This window comes from Photorhabdus sp. RM71S, assembly GCF_042879355.1.
Lineage (GTDB): Bacteria > Pseudomonadota > Gammaproteobacteria > Enterobacterales > Enterobacteriaceae > Photorhabdus > Photorhabdus kayaii.
In genome coordinates this window covers 18870-32901 of sequence record NZ_JBHFKV010000046.1, presented here as the reverse complement: position 1 = coordinate 32901, position 14032 = coordinate 18870, and the positions used below count along the sequence as shown (strand labels likewise).

Below are 14032 nucleotides of genomic sequence, written 5' to 3'. Positions count from 1 at the left end.
GGTCTGAAACAAAGCCAGGCATTCTACCCGGATATGAAGCAGCAGCAGACGCAATCGCCCACCGCTCGTTGGGTATTTTTAACTTTCGAAGGTATTAATACCTTTGAATTTCAAGAACACCGGATGGTGACGGGAATGCAACTGTACCAACATGCCCTGCTGAAAATATTGGGGCCACCATACGAGTCTTTTTATTCCTGAATTGGGTGCGGAATGTCGGGTGAAAGTGTTTCAGGGGGATTTTGGTATCGATGAGTAAACAAAAAAGGCCAGAGAATGATGCTCTGACCTTTTCGGCTTTTCTATAGTACAAACGTGAGTAGGTGGGTTTTTTACACTAACCCCTCATAGTAACAAACTCTTCCGCTGCGGTGGGATGAATTGCAACCGTGTTATCAAAGTCTTTCTTCGTTGCCCCCATCTTCAATGCAACAGCGAAACCTTGCAGCATTTCATCCATTCCGAAGCCGATACCATGAATGCCAACAATCTTCTCTTCCGGCCCGACACATACCAATTTCATCCGGCACGGCTGGCGATGTTGAGTGACAGCGGTATACATCGCAGTAAAAGAAGATTGATAAGTTTTCACCTGCCCTTCACCAAATTGCGCTTTCGCCTGAGGTTCAGTCAGCCCCACAGTACCAATAGGCGGATGGCTGAATACGACAGTTGGAATATTGGTGTAATCCAGATGTTCTTCTGGTTTATTGTTAAACAAGCGCTCAGACAAACGACGACCTGCTGCAACCGCTACGGGGGTTAATTCCACTGCACCGGTGTTATCACCTACTGCATAAATACCTTTCACATTCGTATTCTGGTATTCATCAACTCTGATGTAGCCTTTTTCATTCAACTCAACACCGGCTACAGACAAATTCAGATTATCCGTTGCGGGCTCACGGCCAATAGCCCAGATTAGGGTATCAACGGTTTGTTCTTTGCCATTTTGCAGTTGCAAGGTCAGGCTACCATCCGCATTTTTACTTACTGATTTTGGCACCGATTCTGTATGCAAAGTAGGTCCTTCGGTATTGATAACTTCCAAGAGTGTTTCAACAATCATCGGATCAAAAGAACGCAACGGTGCATGTTGACGCACAAATAGATGAGTTTCACTACCAAGAGCATGCAATACACCAGCAATTTCTACGGCAATATAACCTGCGCCAACAACCGCAACCCGCTTTGGCATCTCTTCCAATGCAAAAAAACCATCAGAATCAATACCATATTCTGATCCTGGTATATCAGGCCGCACAGGGCGGCCACCTGTCGCAATCAGAATATGATCTGCGGTGATTTTTTCACCATTCACTTCAACCGTATGTGCATCAACAAAATGGGCAAACCCCTGGATCACATCAACTTTATTGTTACCCAAGCCACGCCCATAAGACTGGTGGATACGATCGATATAAGCAGTGCGACTGGCAATGAGTGTCTTCCAGTTAAAGCGGTTGATTGTCGTATCAAAGCCATAATCTGGCCCATATTGGTGGATAGATTCAGCAATTTGCGCCGCATGCCACATCACTTTCTTCGGAACACAGCCCACATTGACACACGTTCCACCCAATGCCTTAGCTTCAATTAGGGCACATTTCTGCCCGTACATAGCCGCACGGTTAATTGATGCTATGCCACCACTGCCACCACCAATCGCTATATAGTCGTAATGTTTGCTCATCCGGATTGTTTCCATCTAATCAATTCAAGGGAGTTAATACCCAAAGCCTATTATGGCAAAAAATATCAAGCAGTCGCGATGGTTTTGGCTCTCGCTGCCATTATTAAAAGCTATTCTGGCACCACCCATTTAACCAAGGTGTGACCCATTCCTTCCGGCACCAGAACCTGATGTAACCACGGCAACACCGATTTCATCTGCTGTTCCAGTTTCCAAGGTGGGTTAATCACTACCATGCCAGAGGCGGTCATGCCTCGCTGATCGCTATCAGGCCGGACAGCCAACTCAATTTGTAGAATACGGCGAATGCCAGTTGCTTCCAGCTCTTTAACCAGCCGTTTGATTTGCTGGCGTAACACCACTGGATACCACAATGCATAAACACCAGTTGCAAAACGTTTATAGCCTTCCTGAACAGCCTGTACAACCGCTTGGTAATCCGATTTCAGTTCATAAGGTGGATCAATAAGAATGAATCCGCGGCGACTCAGTGGTGGCAATTGTGATTTTAATTGCTGATAACCATCTTCACGCACAACTCTGGCGCGGTTATCACGGGAGAATTCATTACGTATTAGAGGAAAGTCACTCGGATGCAGTTCTGTCAGATTGAACTTATCATTCTGTCGTAACAAATGGCGGGCGATTAAAGGCGATCCTGGATAGTAACGTAAGTTGCCACTCTGATTCAGTGCAGCTACTGCACTCATATAAGCGTTCAACTCCTGCGGTAAATCTTCACGCTGCCAGACGCGGGCAATCCCTTCCAGATATTCACTGGTACGTTCAGCATGTTCACTACTGAGTTGATAGCGGCCCGCACCGGCATGCGTATCCAGATAGAGAAAAGGTTTCTCTTTTTCTTTAAGAGATTCAATGATCAAGCTTTGTACAGTGTGTTTCAGTACATCAGCATGATTACCGGCATGAAAACTGTGACGATAACTTAGCATTAATTTCAGACCCCAGAGCAGAGAATAGGTTGATTGCCAGATAGAGTACCTGACAACTAAAAACCCATCCCAGTAGATGGGACAGATGGTAAGGCCCTATTATAGCCCTATTAGCGACAAAAATGTCAGACTCCTTACCTTTACTCCTAGCGATCTCTTTAGTCATATTAATTAAAATTTAGGATAAGTGAAAAATTCTGACCGGACCTAATGTAATATTTAATGAGTAATGTTATCTGCATTTTCACTGAAAATCATAAGTAGTATTTACGTAATTACAAACAACAAGAATTGTGCAATTAAAAAAACAAGACATTAAACGAACAATTAAATATACAAGATCTTATGTTGATGTTCACAAAATCACCAATCAGGAACAGAGATTGAAAAATGTTAACACTCACTATATGGAAAAATAATCAAAAGAAAAGCCAGAAAAAATGACCGAATGTTATCGAGATCATTAAGTAATATCGTTAAATAGTACGTGTAAAAAATGAAAGGGAGAGAAAGAAAAAAAATCAAAAAAGCTGAAAGAAGTTGAAGACAGTTATTAAAAATCTTCAACTTAAAATAAAGAAAAATTAAGCTTTTCAGCCAATGAAGAGATATTTCATTGGCTGAATGATTACATTACCTATCAAGCAACAATAGGTGCACGCCAATCATCTGCGCCGGAAGTACCTGCGGTTGTATGCTCCCAATTAATCTTACGATAAGACAGAGAAACACGAACCAGCTGAGTAAATTCAGATTTTGTTGGGTCCTGACAATGAGGCATTTGGCAATCAATGTCGATAATAGTGGCATCTTCCAACTGCGTCGTGAAGAAATGCTCTTGTTTCCCTTCAACAGAAGTGCGATACCATTTCAATACTACACTCGTCAGCATTTCACCCGAAGCCAACGCGTTATAAAGCAATGGAACAGATTTATTTAATGCAACTGTAAAACGGAATGGTTTATGAGCACGCTGACCTGAAGGCTGACCTGATTGAGGATCAGTTGGTACGGTGACGACATGATCAAATGCTTGAACCAGCATTTCATCTTCGTGGCCCTGAACGTAAATATTGCCTACTGATTCAGCAGTGAATGAACCCGCAGTAATATTGCCCTGTGTTTTTCCGGTGATGGAAATATAACATGGAGTTGGCATAGAAATATCCTTTATAGAGATTGTGTCAACATTAAGGTAGCGATCATATTAATTTCAATAGTGATTATTTCATGTTGGGAAAAATCACTGACAAATGTATTGAACGCTGAAATGGATAATAAATACCAACCCGCTCGTTTCAAAATAAAATATAAATTGCAAAATCATTGAACCATCACTAACAAATAAAAATATTATAATTAATACCATTTTAAGATAATAAATCTATTATTTTATTTATTTTCAGGAAAATAAACTATAAATGCCAGTTTGATTGTTAGCTATAATTTCATATCTATATGAAATTAAAGTATTTTTGTGATTTTGGTCTAAATTATATTTTGTTCAATTAAAAATTGATAACTGGATCAAAAAATTAAACTTTTCCACTTAGTTAATAATGGAAATAATATTTCCATTATTAACTTAACTTACAAAATATAAACAAAAATACACTTAGAAATACTTTGTTACATAATGAAACAAAAAATCATAAAATGTCATAAATATAAAAAAACGCATGCTGTTCTATACCTATTATAGAGTACTTCAAACAAGGGAGTGATTAAGAAAGAACCAAGATGTAACTTATTGCTAAATAAAATAAAATCATCAAAATGCCAAATAGAGAGGTATATCTACATATATTTTAGCTTTACAATAAAAAAACAAAATGCGAAACTCTGCTTTGCAGAGCACATCTATATTGATGCTATTGCTCGATGAGTAAGAATATTCTGAATTCCGTATTTATCTATATGCTCATAAAAGTCAGCTTACTATCCAACTCAATGCAGTGAATCTCCCGTTTTTTAGTCAGGGGGAATTTTATGTTCTCCGTCACATATAGGTAGGTATCAAGGTCAGCTCTCTCATCAATATTGTTATCAGATAATTCCTAATTGACTAATTGTATTACCCAAAGGATTCAAATATGAGTAAAAATGGTTCAGGTAGCGTAGCGCCGAAAGAAAGAATTAATATCAAATACGTTCCGAATACTGGTGATCAAGTCGCCGAAATTGAATTACCCCTTAACCTACTTATCGTTGGTGACCTCAAAGGAACAAAAGAAGATACGCCAATTGAAGAACGGCAAGCTGTTTCTGTGAACAAGAATAACTTTAATGCCGTGATGAATGAGGCCAATATCAATCTCACTTTTAGTGTCCCCAATCGTCTTAATGATAATAACGGAGATGACCTGCCAGTTAACCTAGAAATAAAATCACTCAATGATTTTTCACCCGATAACGTGGCGAAGAAAGTGCCTGAATTAAATAAACTTTTAGAACTGCGTGAGGCGCTCGTCGCACTAAAAGGGCCACTAGGAAATATTCCGGCATTTCGCACCCGCCTACAGGAATTATTGGGTGATGAAAAAGTCCGCGAACAACTTCTAAAAGAGCTTGAAATCGTCAATCAAAAGTAATTGACTGAAAAGGAGTTTTTAACATGTCCTTGCATGAAGAGAGCAGTACAACATTAACCCCAGGGTCCACGACTTCTTTGCTTGACGAGATCATGTCTCAAGCAAGAATGACGCCGGAAAATGATGGCTACCACATCGCGAAACAGGGTGTAGCCGCTTTTATCAGCAGCATTTTGGATACCGGTACTAGCGAAGAACCAGTCAACAAGCTTGTCGTTGATAGAATGATTGTTGAGCTTGATAAAACACTAAGCACTCAAGTCGATGAAATTATGCACGCTAAAGAGTTCCAAGAACTGGAATCATCCTGGCGTTCGCTGAAATTGCTGGTTGATCGCACAGATTTCCGTGAAAACATCAAAATAAACATCATCCATGCAACCAAAGAAGAGTTACTGGAAGATTTCGAATTTTCACCAGAAATCATTCAGTCAGGCTTATACAAACATGTTTATTCAACAGGTTATGGCCAGTTTGGTGGTGAACCGGTCGCTGCGGTCATCGGTAACTATGCATTCAGCAATAGCTCACCCGATATCAAACTAATGCAATACGTCAGTGCGGTTGGCGCAATGGCTCACGCGCCATTCCTCTCTTCCGTTTCACCTGATTTCTTTGGTATCAGCAGCTTCACCGAGTTGCCAGCGATTAAAGATCTGAAATCTGTCTTCGAAGGCCCGGCACACACTAAATGGCGTTCGCTGCGCGAATCGGAGGATGCACGTTACCTTGGTCTGACTGCACCGCGCTTCCTGTTGCGTCTACCTTATTCAACGATTGAAAACCCAATCAAAAACTTTAACTATCAGGAAGATGTCAGCAAAGATCATGAGCATTTCCTGTGGGGTAATACCGCTTATCTACTGGCAGCCTGTTTGACTGACAGCTTCGCCAAATATCGCTGGTGTCCGAACATTATCGGACCACAAAGCGGGGGGACTGTCAGTGATCTGCCGGTTCACCTATTCGAAGCAATGGGACAGATCCAGGCTAAGATCCCAACAGAAGTTTTAGTTACCGATCGCCGTGAATTCGAATTGGCGGAAGAGGGCTTTATCACCCTGACAATGCGTAAAGGCAGTGACAACGCTGCATTCTTCTCTGCTAACTCAGTTCAGAAGCCAAAAGTTTTCCCAAATACTCGCGAAGGGAAAATGGCTGAAACCAACTACAAACTGGGTACTCAACTGCCCTATATGTTCATCATCAACCGTCTTGCACACTACATCAAAGTGTTGCAGCGCGAGCAGATTGGTTCCTGGAAAGAGCGTCAGGATTTGGAGCGTGAACTGAACACCTGGCTGAAACAGTACATTGCTGATCAGGAAAATCCACCAACGGATGTCCGTAGCCGTCGCCCTCTTCGTTCTGCCCAAATCCAAGTTTTGGATGTGGAAGGAGATCCAGGCTGGTATCAAGTGGCAATGCAAGTTCGCCCTCATTTTAAATATATGGGAGCTAGCTTTGAGTTGTCATTAGTAGGTCGCTTGGATAAGGAGTAATCAGTCATGGCTACGCTATACAGTTGGAATAGAGAAGGTTCTGCCAGCTTGTTCGAGCGTATTCAGGGGAAGAACTCCGGTTCTTCCCGCCAATCAAGAATGCGTGAACTGCTCAACTCCATAAAACGGCACCTGAATCATGTTCTCAATACTCATCCGGGTGCTTGTCAGAGTGCGGTTGATCTTGGCGTCATTGATCTCAATGATGCCACAACCACGGCAACTGACTTTAAACAGAGTATTGAGCAAGCAATAGTGCATTGCATCAGAAATTATGAACCAAGAATATCGTCAGTCACTGTCAGTGCAATCCATGATGATAGTGATCCGCTGCTGTTACGTTTTCACATCAGTGCGCAGGTATCCCTGGATGATATTCATGACGTTGTTGAATTTAACATTCAACTGGATAACAACCGGCGTTATTGCCTAGAGCGGACTCAATAAAATGTCACTTGAAAAATATTTTAGAGAGGAGTTGGATTACCTTAGGCAATTGGGGCGACAAGCCGCAATTGAACATCCTCACCTCGCCTCATTTTTGTCTGAACAAGGCTCTGACCCGGATGTTGAGCGTCTATTGGAAGGATTTGCCTTTCTCGCAGGTAATTTACGGGCAAAAATTGATGATGAATTCCCTGAACTCACTCATGGATTGTTGCATATGCTATGGCCAAATTACCTGCGGCCAACGCCTAGCATGACCATTATCCAATATACGCCTGATGATAGTGCCACCACACAAGCTACGCAGATCCAACGCGGAACTCAAATTAAGAGTCGTCTACTGGCGGATGCTAGCGAAGATGATGAGGATGAAGATACTTATTTAAGCAATACTAATACTCAAAAAACAGGTCAAGGCAATCGTTGTACTTTCACCTTATGTCGCGATGTCTGGCTGTTTCCAATGTCTATCCGGGACATTTCGGTCAATAATAGTAACGAGCAAGGTGTCATCGGCCTGAATTTCACCTCAAAAAAAGAACTTAACTTACAGGAACTGCAACTTGACAAGCTGCGTTTTTATCTAAGTGGCGATGATTACAGCAGTACACAACTCTATTTCTGGCTCAGTTATTACCTTGAAGATGCAAAACTTGTCGTAGGCGATACCACGATTCCATTGCCGGATTTCGACTTCGTTCCAGTAGGTTTTAATCGGGAAGATGCTCTATTGCCTTACCCAAAAAATGCCTATATGGGTTATCGCGTTTTACAAGAGTACTTCTGTTTTTCCGAAGGTTTTTTATTTTTCGATGTTACTGGTTTTCCTAAGTTACCGGCAGATCTTAAAGCCACAGATTTCACACTGAATCTCTATTTTTCAGAAGCACTGCCACCAGAAATCAAAATCCGTCAGGATACTTTTCGGCTGCATTGTGTCCCAGCAATCAATCTCTTTCCAATGGATGGTGAAGTTATTCAGCTAAATGGCAGTCAGTCTGAATATCCACTAAGAGCAAGTTATAGTAATCCTGATCGCTACGATATTTTCTCCATTGATAAAGTAGAAAGCTGGTTAGTCGGGCCTGATGGTAAACCTAAACTAGGGCTGGATGGTAGACGGTCCTATGTGCCATTTGAAAGTTTTCATCATCAAATCGAACACGAAAGCGAACTCAATACTCGCTATTTCCGGATCAGAATCAAGGAGTCCCCATTCCGCAAAGGGCTTGAACATTACATCTCTTTTGTTCGTGGTGATGAATCCCAACTTCTATTAAGTGAAGAAAATGTCTCGATTCGACTAACTTGTACCAACCGCGAACTGCCACTGCAACTACGGGTAGGTGATATTGATTACCCTTCCAAAGGAAGCCCGTCACTTGCCTCATTCCGCAACATAACCCGTCCGTCTGTTCCACTTTATCCACTGATGAGCGGTAAGTTCCACTGGTCACTTATTTCGAATATGTCACTGAATTATATGACATTACTGGATAAAGACGCACTGAAACAGGTATTACGTACTTATGATCTTCCTAGTCTGCATAACCGGCAGTCATCTCGGTCATCACAAAAACGGCTGGATGCAATCGAGCGGATTGAAACAAAACCAATAGATCGTCTGTTTAAAGGACTGCCAGTACGCGGACTAGAATCAACATTGTATATCCGGCAACAGGCTTTCAGCTCTGAAGGTGAACTCTATCTATTTTGCAACATACTGTCACGCTTCTTTGTCTTATATGCCAGTGTTAACTCCTTCCACATGTTGAAGGTAATCAATTTAGATAATCAGGAATGTTATCAATGGCTGGAACAGACAGGTCAACATGCGTTGATGTAACGAGTGAAAACTCGCCAGAAAATCAAACACTGGATATATCAAGATATAACTTTTATCAATTGGTCGAGCTACTCAACCAATTGGCGGTAGCGTGGGAAAAAACTGGGCAAACTAACCGCCCAGACCGTGAAGCAATCCGATTTAAATCCAGTGCCAGCCTGGCTTTCCCAACCAGAGATGTCATCTCTGTAAAACGTTCCAAGGAAGGGCGTTTCCAGATGGAAGTCTCTTTTCTTGGGCTACATGGCAGCCAATCGCCTATGCCAGGTTACTACCTTGATTCGTTAGCATGGGAAGATGCTCAGGATGAAAACCAACTAACTAATTTTCTTAATGTTTTCAATCACCGCTCAATCGTTATCCTTCATCAGATTTGGCGGAAATACCGTTATTACATCTGTTTTGACAAAAACGGACAAGACGATTTTTCTCAACGTATGTTTGCTCTGGTGGGACTTGGTAGTGATGTGAACCGTTCTCATTTGAAGATCAACCATAGCAAAATGCTGGCCTATGCCGGCCTGTTAGCTAGCCCCGGTCGATCACCAGAAGTAATGTGCAGCCTGGTTTCACATTGTTTTGATCTATCGGATGTTACGGTACATGGTTGGCAGCTCAGAAAAGTCGCTATCGAGCCGTCACAACAAAACCGCTTGGGTGGAATGCTGAAAATAAAAGGTCGGAAACCAAAGATTGAGCAGTCCGTAATAGGAAGAAATTTTTTTCTCGGTTCATGGGTGAGAAGCTGTAATAGTAAATTTACGTTATGTATCAATGACCTCTCACGTGAACATTTCTTGTCATTTCTCCCGGACGGCAAGAATTTCCTGCCACTAGTGATGTTTCTCTGTTTTGTCCTGCGTGATCAATTGGCTTGGGATCTGCGTCTTGGATTGGCCGAAAACCAAGCAGGCGGCATGGTACTTGGCACGAAATTAAACAATAACCTAGGGTGGACCAGCTTTCTCGGCGAGCCGGAAAAGAAACCCTTTATCACGATTTCAGTGAGTGAATAAAGACGATGGAAAAACAACAGTCAACTCTCTCATTACGAGTGATCAACAGCGATCAACTGGAAAGCGGCAAAGCGGCTAGCTGCCTATTCTCTACTCAAGGTGGCACAGTTGGCAGCAGTGAAAGCCATCTTTGGTCCGTTCAAGATCAACAGGGTAATATCAATCCATCACAATTTACTATCCAGTGGCGTGATGGCGCATTTTGCTTACAAATGATCGCGGGTCCCCTATTTGTGAATCAGTCACCCCTGATTGCTGGTGCCGGTTTCATCCGCCTGCAACAAGCGGATGAAATTACTATTGGTAAACTAGTGATCAAAAGTTATATCAGTTTTTCTGATGCAGATCGCATTGATCCCATGACAGTATCACCGGAATCACTGGTTTCCAGCTATAGCAATCCATTGGACGCAATGATGGAAAAAGATCCTGCTCAAGATACCGCTTTCACCGATCATGGTTCTTTGGCACCCACCATTAAACACGATTTCAGTCACGATCCGCTCAAGGTTCTCGATAGCGAAAACCTGACTACACTGGACCAAACACCAGTGAGTAACGAGGTAGACCGAAGCTTGCAACAAGACCACTACCGTACCCCATTATTTTTCTCTTCCCTCTCAGATAACAGAGGCAATGCTATGGATCAGGATTTTGTTGATTTACCCGGTATCTCTTCGCCTTTTAATGAACAGTTTCAAGATATGGAACAGCAACATGTTGCTATCACACCACTAATGCGAGGATTGAACACACAATTGCCTTTGCATAACAGCCAACAGGCTAATGACTTTCTGGAAGAAATGGGTAAAACCATGAAAGCAGCCATTGAAGGTCTACTGGTACTGCAACGTACACAGCATGGGCTGCGCGATAAGCAATTGCGCCCTATCGAAGATAATCCGCTACGGCTGAACATGGATTACAACACCACTATGCAGGTGATGTTTGCGGATCAAAAAAGCCCAGTACATCTCTCTGCCCCTTCCGCTGTCGCTGAAAGTTTACATAACTTGCAATTACATTATCAGGCTAACCGGATTGCGATCACTGCCGCCTTGAACACTATGCTGGATGCTTTCTCACCGGAACATCTACTGAGTCGTTTCTCCCAGTACCGCCGCAGTAATGAGACACAGGAAAAAGATGCAACTTGGGCATGGGAAATGTACACCAATTACTACCGCGAACTGGCTTCCAGCCGCCAACAGGGATTTGAAAAACTGTTCGGTGAAGTCTATGAACAAGCTTATGACCGTGCTTTGCGCCAAGGTTTAGAGGATAGCCAGTAATGAAGCTCTCCGGCGGTAATACCTCATGGTCCGGTTGCTATACCGTATGGTTTGTATTGCTGGCAGCGCTGATGTTAAGCGGTTGTAGCAGTGCATGGCAAGCAACGAAGAAAGTCGGACAGGTAGTCTGGGACCCATCGACTCCTGTTGGTCAACCTGCGAACTTACCTTCCACCGTCGCGATCACTTTGCTGGCAGAACCTGATATTAACCTCAATAAAAATGGGGAAGCCACTCCGGTTGAAATGCATCTGCTCTATCTCAGTGAAGATTCCCGTCTACTTGCTGCTGATTATGACCAACTAGCGAGTGACAAGCTGGATAAAGCGCTGGGGAAAAATTATATCGACCATCAGGATTACACCTTATTGCCGGGGCAGTACAAGCCACTGCCAGTCATCCCGCTGGAAAAAAATAGCCGTTACATCGGCGTTATCGTTCGCTATGCCGATATTAATCAATCCGAATGGAAAAAGGTTATCCGTGTGAAAGACACAGGACAGCAGTACCACATTCTGGTGCATATCAGAGCGAGCGAAGTTGAACTTAGAAAAGAGGAACAATAACTATGCCAGGTAAGAATCGGGTGATTTGGCGCGAAGGATTATTCATCAAGCCACAACACTTTCAGCAACAACAAAAACATAATGACTATCTAGCTCATAGCCGCCAGACGTTCTTAACTAGTTATAGTTATGGCTTCAGTTCTTTGACGCTGGACGAAGACCTTCTCGCTCTGGGACGCATCGGTATCATCGAGGCCAGTGGTATCATGCCAGACGGCACAGTGTTCTCGATTCCTCATCAGGATGCAACTCCTCAACCGCTTGATGTTGTGAATATTCACGAGAACAACAGTAAAGATATCTATCTGGCACTGCCAATAGCCAACGATATTCTCAATGAAATCTCTCATTCAGAATCCAATCATGCAGGAGCTGTGCGCTATCATGAACACATGGAAGATATCCGTGACTTGCATACAGATGGCGGTGATATCTGCCAAGTCATGCTGGCACAACTGACGCCGATTCTGAAACAAGGTTCAGAAGATCTCAGTGCTTTTTCCGTACTACCGCTATGCCAGATAATAGAAAAGCTTCCTACCGGAGCTATCATATTGAATGATGATTTCGTACCAACCTGTACATCTATCAGGGTCTCCACTCAATTAAAAAAATATATGGATGAAGTGGATAGGGCAATGACAGAACGAGGCAGATCACTCGCTAACCGGATTGGTTCTCCCGGCCAGCAAGGAGTCGCTGATGTTGCTGAATTTATGATGCTCCAGTTAGTTAACCGAGTTCAGCCGTGGTTTAGCCACTACGCAGGACAAGCCATTTTGCATCCACAAGATTTTTTCATTCAGTTGATCCAAACCTGTGGTGAACTGAGAACATTTACTCATGAATCCCGTCAGGTCGGCAATGTACCGATTTACAAACACGACAACCTGACTGAAACATTCGAGGAAGTCATGCTCATCATGCGCGAAGCAATGGGTGTTGTGCTGACTCCGCGAGCGATTCCGATTAAGCTACAAACTCAAGCCAATGGTATCCGGGTGGCGCACATCCATGATCGCAATGTCTTGACGAACGCGGAATTCATTCTGGCAATCCGCGCTCAGGTTCCACATGACCAATTACTCCGCCAGTTTGCTCAACAGACTAAAGTTACATCGGCTGAAAGGATCCGAGAAATGGTCAGCATCCAGTTGCCTGCCGTAGCACTGGTTGCGCTTCCCTCTGCCCCTCGTCAATTGCCTTATCATGCTGGTTACACCTATTTCCGGCTTGACCAACAAGGCGACGCATGGAAAGACATTTTAAAAGGTAACTCCATCGCCTTTCACGTTTCGGGAGAGTTCCCAGGATTAGACATGCAATTCTGGGCGGTTAGGAACGGGAGTGCCTAATGAAAACCGAAGCCATGAATGACAACTCCATTTTGATGCAGATGGAAACCGATACGACGCTACATCGTCAGTATCAGTTACCGCTACGCGGAGAAAGCCTGAATCCGATGATCGATGCCGCCACACCGCTGCTTGGCATGGTCATGCGTTTAAAAGACATGGGTGATCAACCGCTGCCGGACCAGCTCTATCAACAAGTCGTTACCGATATCCAGGCAATCGAACAACTTCTACAAACCAAAGGTTATGAACCAGGTGCAATTGTCTCTTTCCGTTACATGCTCTGTACCTTCATTGATGAAACCGCACTAGGGCATGGTTGGAACAGTCAGAATGGCTGGTTACAACAATCACTGTTGGTGCAATTCCACAACGAAACCTGGGGTGGTGAAAAAGTCTTTCAGTTGTTAGATCGTTTGATGGGTGAACCTCAGCGCTATCAACATCTGCTAGAGTTTATCTATCTCTGTTTCTGCCTCGGTTACCGTGGTCGCTACAAAGTTGCTTCGCAGAAAAGTGATGACTTTGAACGTTTATTCCGTCGATTACACCAACAACTGCACGCGCTGCGGGGCGAAGCCCCACCCATCATTCTCCACAGTAACGCCAATGAGCGTAATGATCGCTATCGCTTGGGTAAGCGCCTGACCATTAAACATCTGTTCTGGAGCGGTATTACGCTGCTCGCTATCGTTTATGGCTTCTATGCTATCCGTCTGCACAACCAAACCCAGAACATCTTACAACAGCTAAATAACTTATTAAGCTAGG

The 14032-nt window shown here is 43.3% G+C and carries 12 protein-coding genes and 1 pseudogene; 10 read left to right on the top strand and 3 right to left on the bottom strand.

The annotated features are described in order from the left end of the window. Positions 1-201 (top strand): annotated as a pseudogene (locus ACGF5R_RS19320) (IS1634 family transposase); the annotation flags it as partial. Positions 202-337: 136 nt separating this feature from the next. Here the strand turns inward: ACGF5R_RS19320 and gorA are convergent. The 3 genes from gorA to ACGF5R_RS19305 all read right to left on the bottom strand — a co-directional run bounded on the left by gorA (position 338) and on the right by ACGF5R_RS19305 (position 3805). Beyond that, positions 338-1693, bottom strand: a complete 1356-nt coding sequence (gorA, locus tag ACGF5R_RS19315; RefSeq protein ID WP_387692255.1) for a glutathione-disulfide reductase — start codon at positions 1691-1693, stop codon at positions 338-340. A 110-nt stretch (positions 1694-1803) separates the two neighbouring features. Further along, positions 1804-2646 (bottom strand): 23S rRNA (adenine(2030)-N(6))-methyltransferase RlmJ, encoded by an 843-nt coding sequence (locus ACGF5R_RS19310; RefSeq protein ID WP_387692253.1) that lies wholly within the window; start codon positions 2644-2646, stop codon positions 1804-1806. 640 nt (positions 2647-3286) lie between these two features. After that, positions 3287-3805, bottom strand: a complete 519-nt coding sequence (locus ACGF5R_RS19305; protein WP_112878150.1) for an Hcp family type VI secretion system effector — start codon at positions 3803-3805, stop codon at positions 3287-3289. 934 nt (positions 3806-4739) lie between these two features. On the opposite strand from ACGF5R_RS19305, the gene tssB reads away from it, so the two are divergent. The 9 genes from tssB to icmH are packed head-to-tail and all read left to right on the top strand — an operon-like array spanning position 4740 to position 14031. Next, positions 4740-5237 (top strand): type VI secretion system contractile sheath small subunit, encoded by a 498-nt coding sequence (tssB, locus tag ACGF5R_RS19300; protein ID WP_112878151.1) that lies wholly within the window; start codon positions 4740-4742, stop codon positions 5235-5237. A gap of 23 nt (positions 5238-5260) precedes the next feature. Next, positions 5261-6739 (top strand): type VI secretion system contractile sheath large subunit, encoded by a 1479-nt coding sequence (tssC, locus tag ACGF5R_RS19295; protein ID WP_112878152.1) that lies wholly within the window; start codon positions 5261-5263, stop codon positions 6737-6739. 6 nt (positions 6740-6745) lie between these two features. After that, positions 6746-7186, top strand: a complete 441-nt coding sequence (gene tssE, locus ACGF5R_RS19290; protein WP_112878153.1) for a type VI secretion system baseplate subunit TssE — start codon at positions 6746-6748, stop codon at positions 7184-7186. 1 nt (position 7187) lies between these two features. Further along, a complete protein-coding gene (tssF, locus tag ACGF5R_RS19285) occupies positions 7188-9032 on the top strand; it encodes a type VI secretion system baseplate subunit TssF (RefSeq protein ID WP_112878154.1) in 1845 nt (614 codons plus the stop codon). Further along, positions 8996-10048: a type VI secretion system baseplate subunit TssG gene (gene tssG, locus ACGF5R_RS19280; protein WP_112878155.1), complete on the top strand. Its 1053-nt coding sequence runs from the start codon at positions 8996-8998 to the stop codon at positions 10046-10048. The genes tssF and tssG overlap by 37 nt, the downstream gene beginning before the upstream one ends. Positions 10049-10053: 5 nt before the next feature. Then, a complete protein-coding gene (gene tagH, locus ACGF5R_RS19275) occupies positions 10054-11340 on the top strand; it encodes a type VI secretion system-associated FHA domain protein TagH (protein ID WP_387692251.1) in 1287 nt (428 codons plus the stop codon). Further along, positions 11340-11906, top strand: a complete 567-nt coding sequence (gene tssJ, locus ACGF5R_RS19270; protein WP_112878157.1) for a type VI secretion system lipoprotein TssJ — start codon at positions 11340-11342, stop codon at positions 11904-11906. The genes tagH and tssJ overlap by 1 nt, the downstream gene beginning before the upstream one ends. A 2-nt stretch (positions 11907-11908) precedes the next feature. Then, entirely contained in the window at positions 11909-13261 is a 1353-nt protein-coding gene (gene tssK / locus ACGF5R_RS19265; protein ID WP_387692249.1) for a type VI secretion system baseplate subunit TssK, read from the top strand. Continuing rightward, positions 13261-14031 (top strand): type IVB secretion system protein IcmH/DotU, encoded by a 771-nt coding sequence (icmH, locus tag ACGF5R_RS19260; protein ID WP_112878159.1) that lies wholly within the window; start codon positions 13261-13263, stop codon positions 14029-14031. Before tssK ends, icmH begins: the two co-directional genes overlap by 1 nt. The last annotated feature ends 1 nt before the right edge of the window (position 14032 follow it).

What these genes read in the sequence shown, in the direction of transcription:
- gorA (WP_387692255.1), bottom strand. Translation starts at nt 1,693, where the DNA reads ATGAGCAAACATTACGACTATATAGCGATTGGTGGTGGCAGTGGTGGC.
- ACGF5R_RS19310 (WP_387692253.1), bottom strand. Translation starts at nt 2,646, where the DNA reads ATGCTAAGTTATCGTCACAGTTTTCATGCCGGTAATCATGCTGATGTA.
- ACGF5R_RS19305 (WP_112878150.1), bottom strand. Translation starts at nt 3,805, where the DNA reads ATGCCAACTCCATGTTATATTTCCATCACCGGAAAAACACAGGGCAAT.
- tssB (WP_112878151.1), top strand. Translation starts at nt 4,740, where the DNA reads ATGAGTAAAAATGGTTCAGGTAGCGTAGCGCCGAAAGAAAGAATTAAT.
- tssC (WP_112878152.1), top strand. Translation starts at nt 5,261, where the DNA reads ATGTCCTTGCATGAAGAGAGCAGTACAACATTAACCCCAGGGTCCACG.
- tssE (WP_112878153.1), top strand. Translation starts at nt 6,746, where the DNA reads ATGGCTACGCTATACAGTTGGAATAGAGAAGGTTCTGCCAGCTTGTTC.
- tssF (WP_112878154.1), top strand. Translation starts at nt 7,188, where the DNA reads ATGTCACTTGAAAAATATTTTAGAGAGGAGTTGGATTACCTTAGGCAA.
- tssG (WP_112878155.1), top strand. Translation starts at nt 8,996, where the DNA reads ATGGCTGGAACAGACAGGTCAACATGCGTTGATGTAACGAGTGAAAAC.
- tagH (WP_387692251.1), top strand. Translation starts at nt 10,054, where the DNA reads ATGGAAAAACAACAGTCAACTCTCTCATTACGAGTGATCAACAGCGAT.
- tssJ (WP_112878157.1), top strand. Translation starts at nt 11,340, where the DNA reads ATGAAGCTCTCCGGCGGTAATACCTCATGGTCCGGTTGCTATACCGTA.
- tssK (WP_387692249.1), top strand. Translation starts at nt 11,909, where the DNA reads ATGCCAGGTAAGAATCGGGTGATTTGGCGCGAAGGATTATTCATCAAG.
- icmH (WP_112878159.1), top strand. Translation starts at nt 13,261, where the DNA reads ATGAAAACCGAAGCCATGAATGACAACTCCATTTTGATGCAGATGGAA.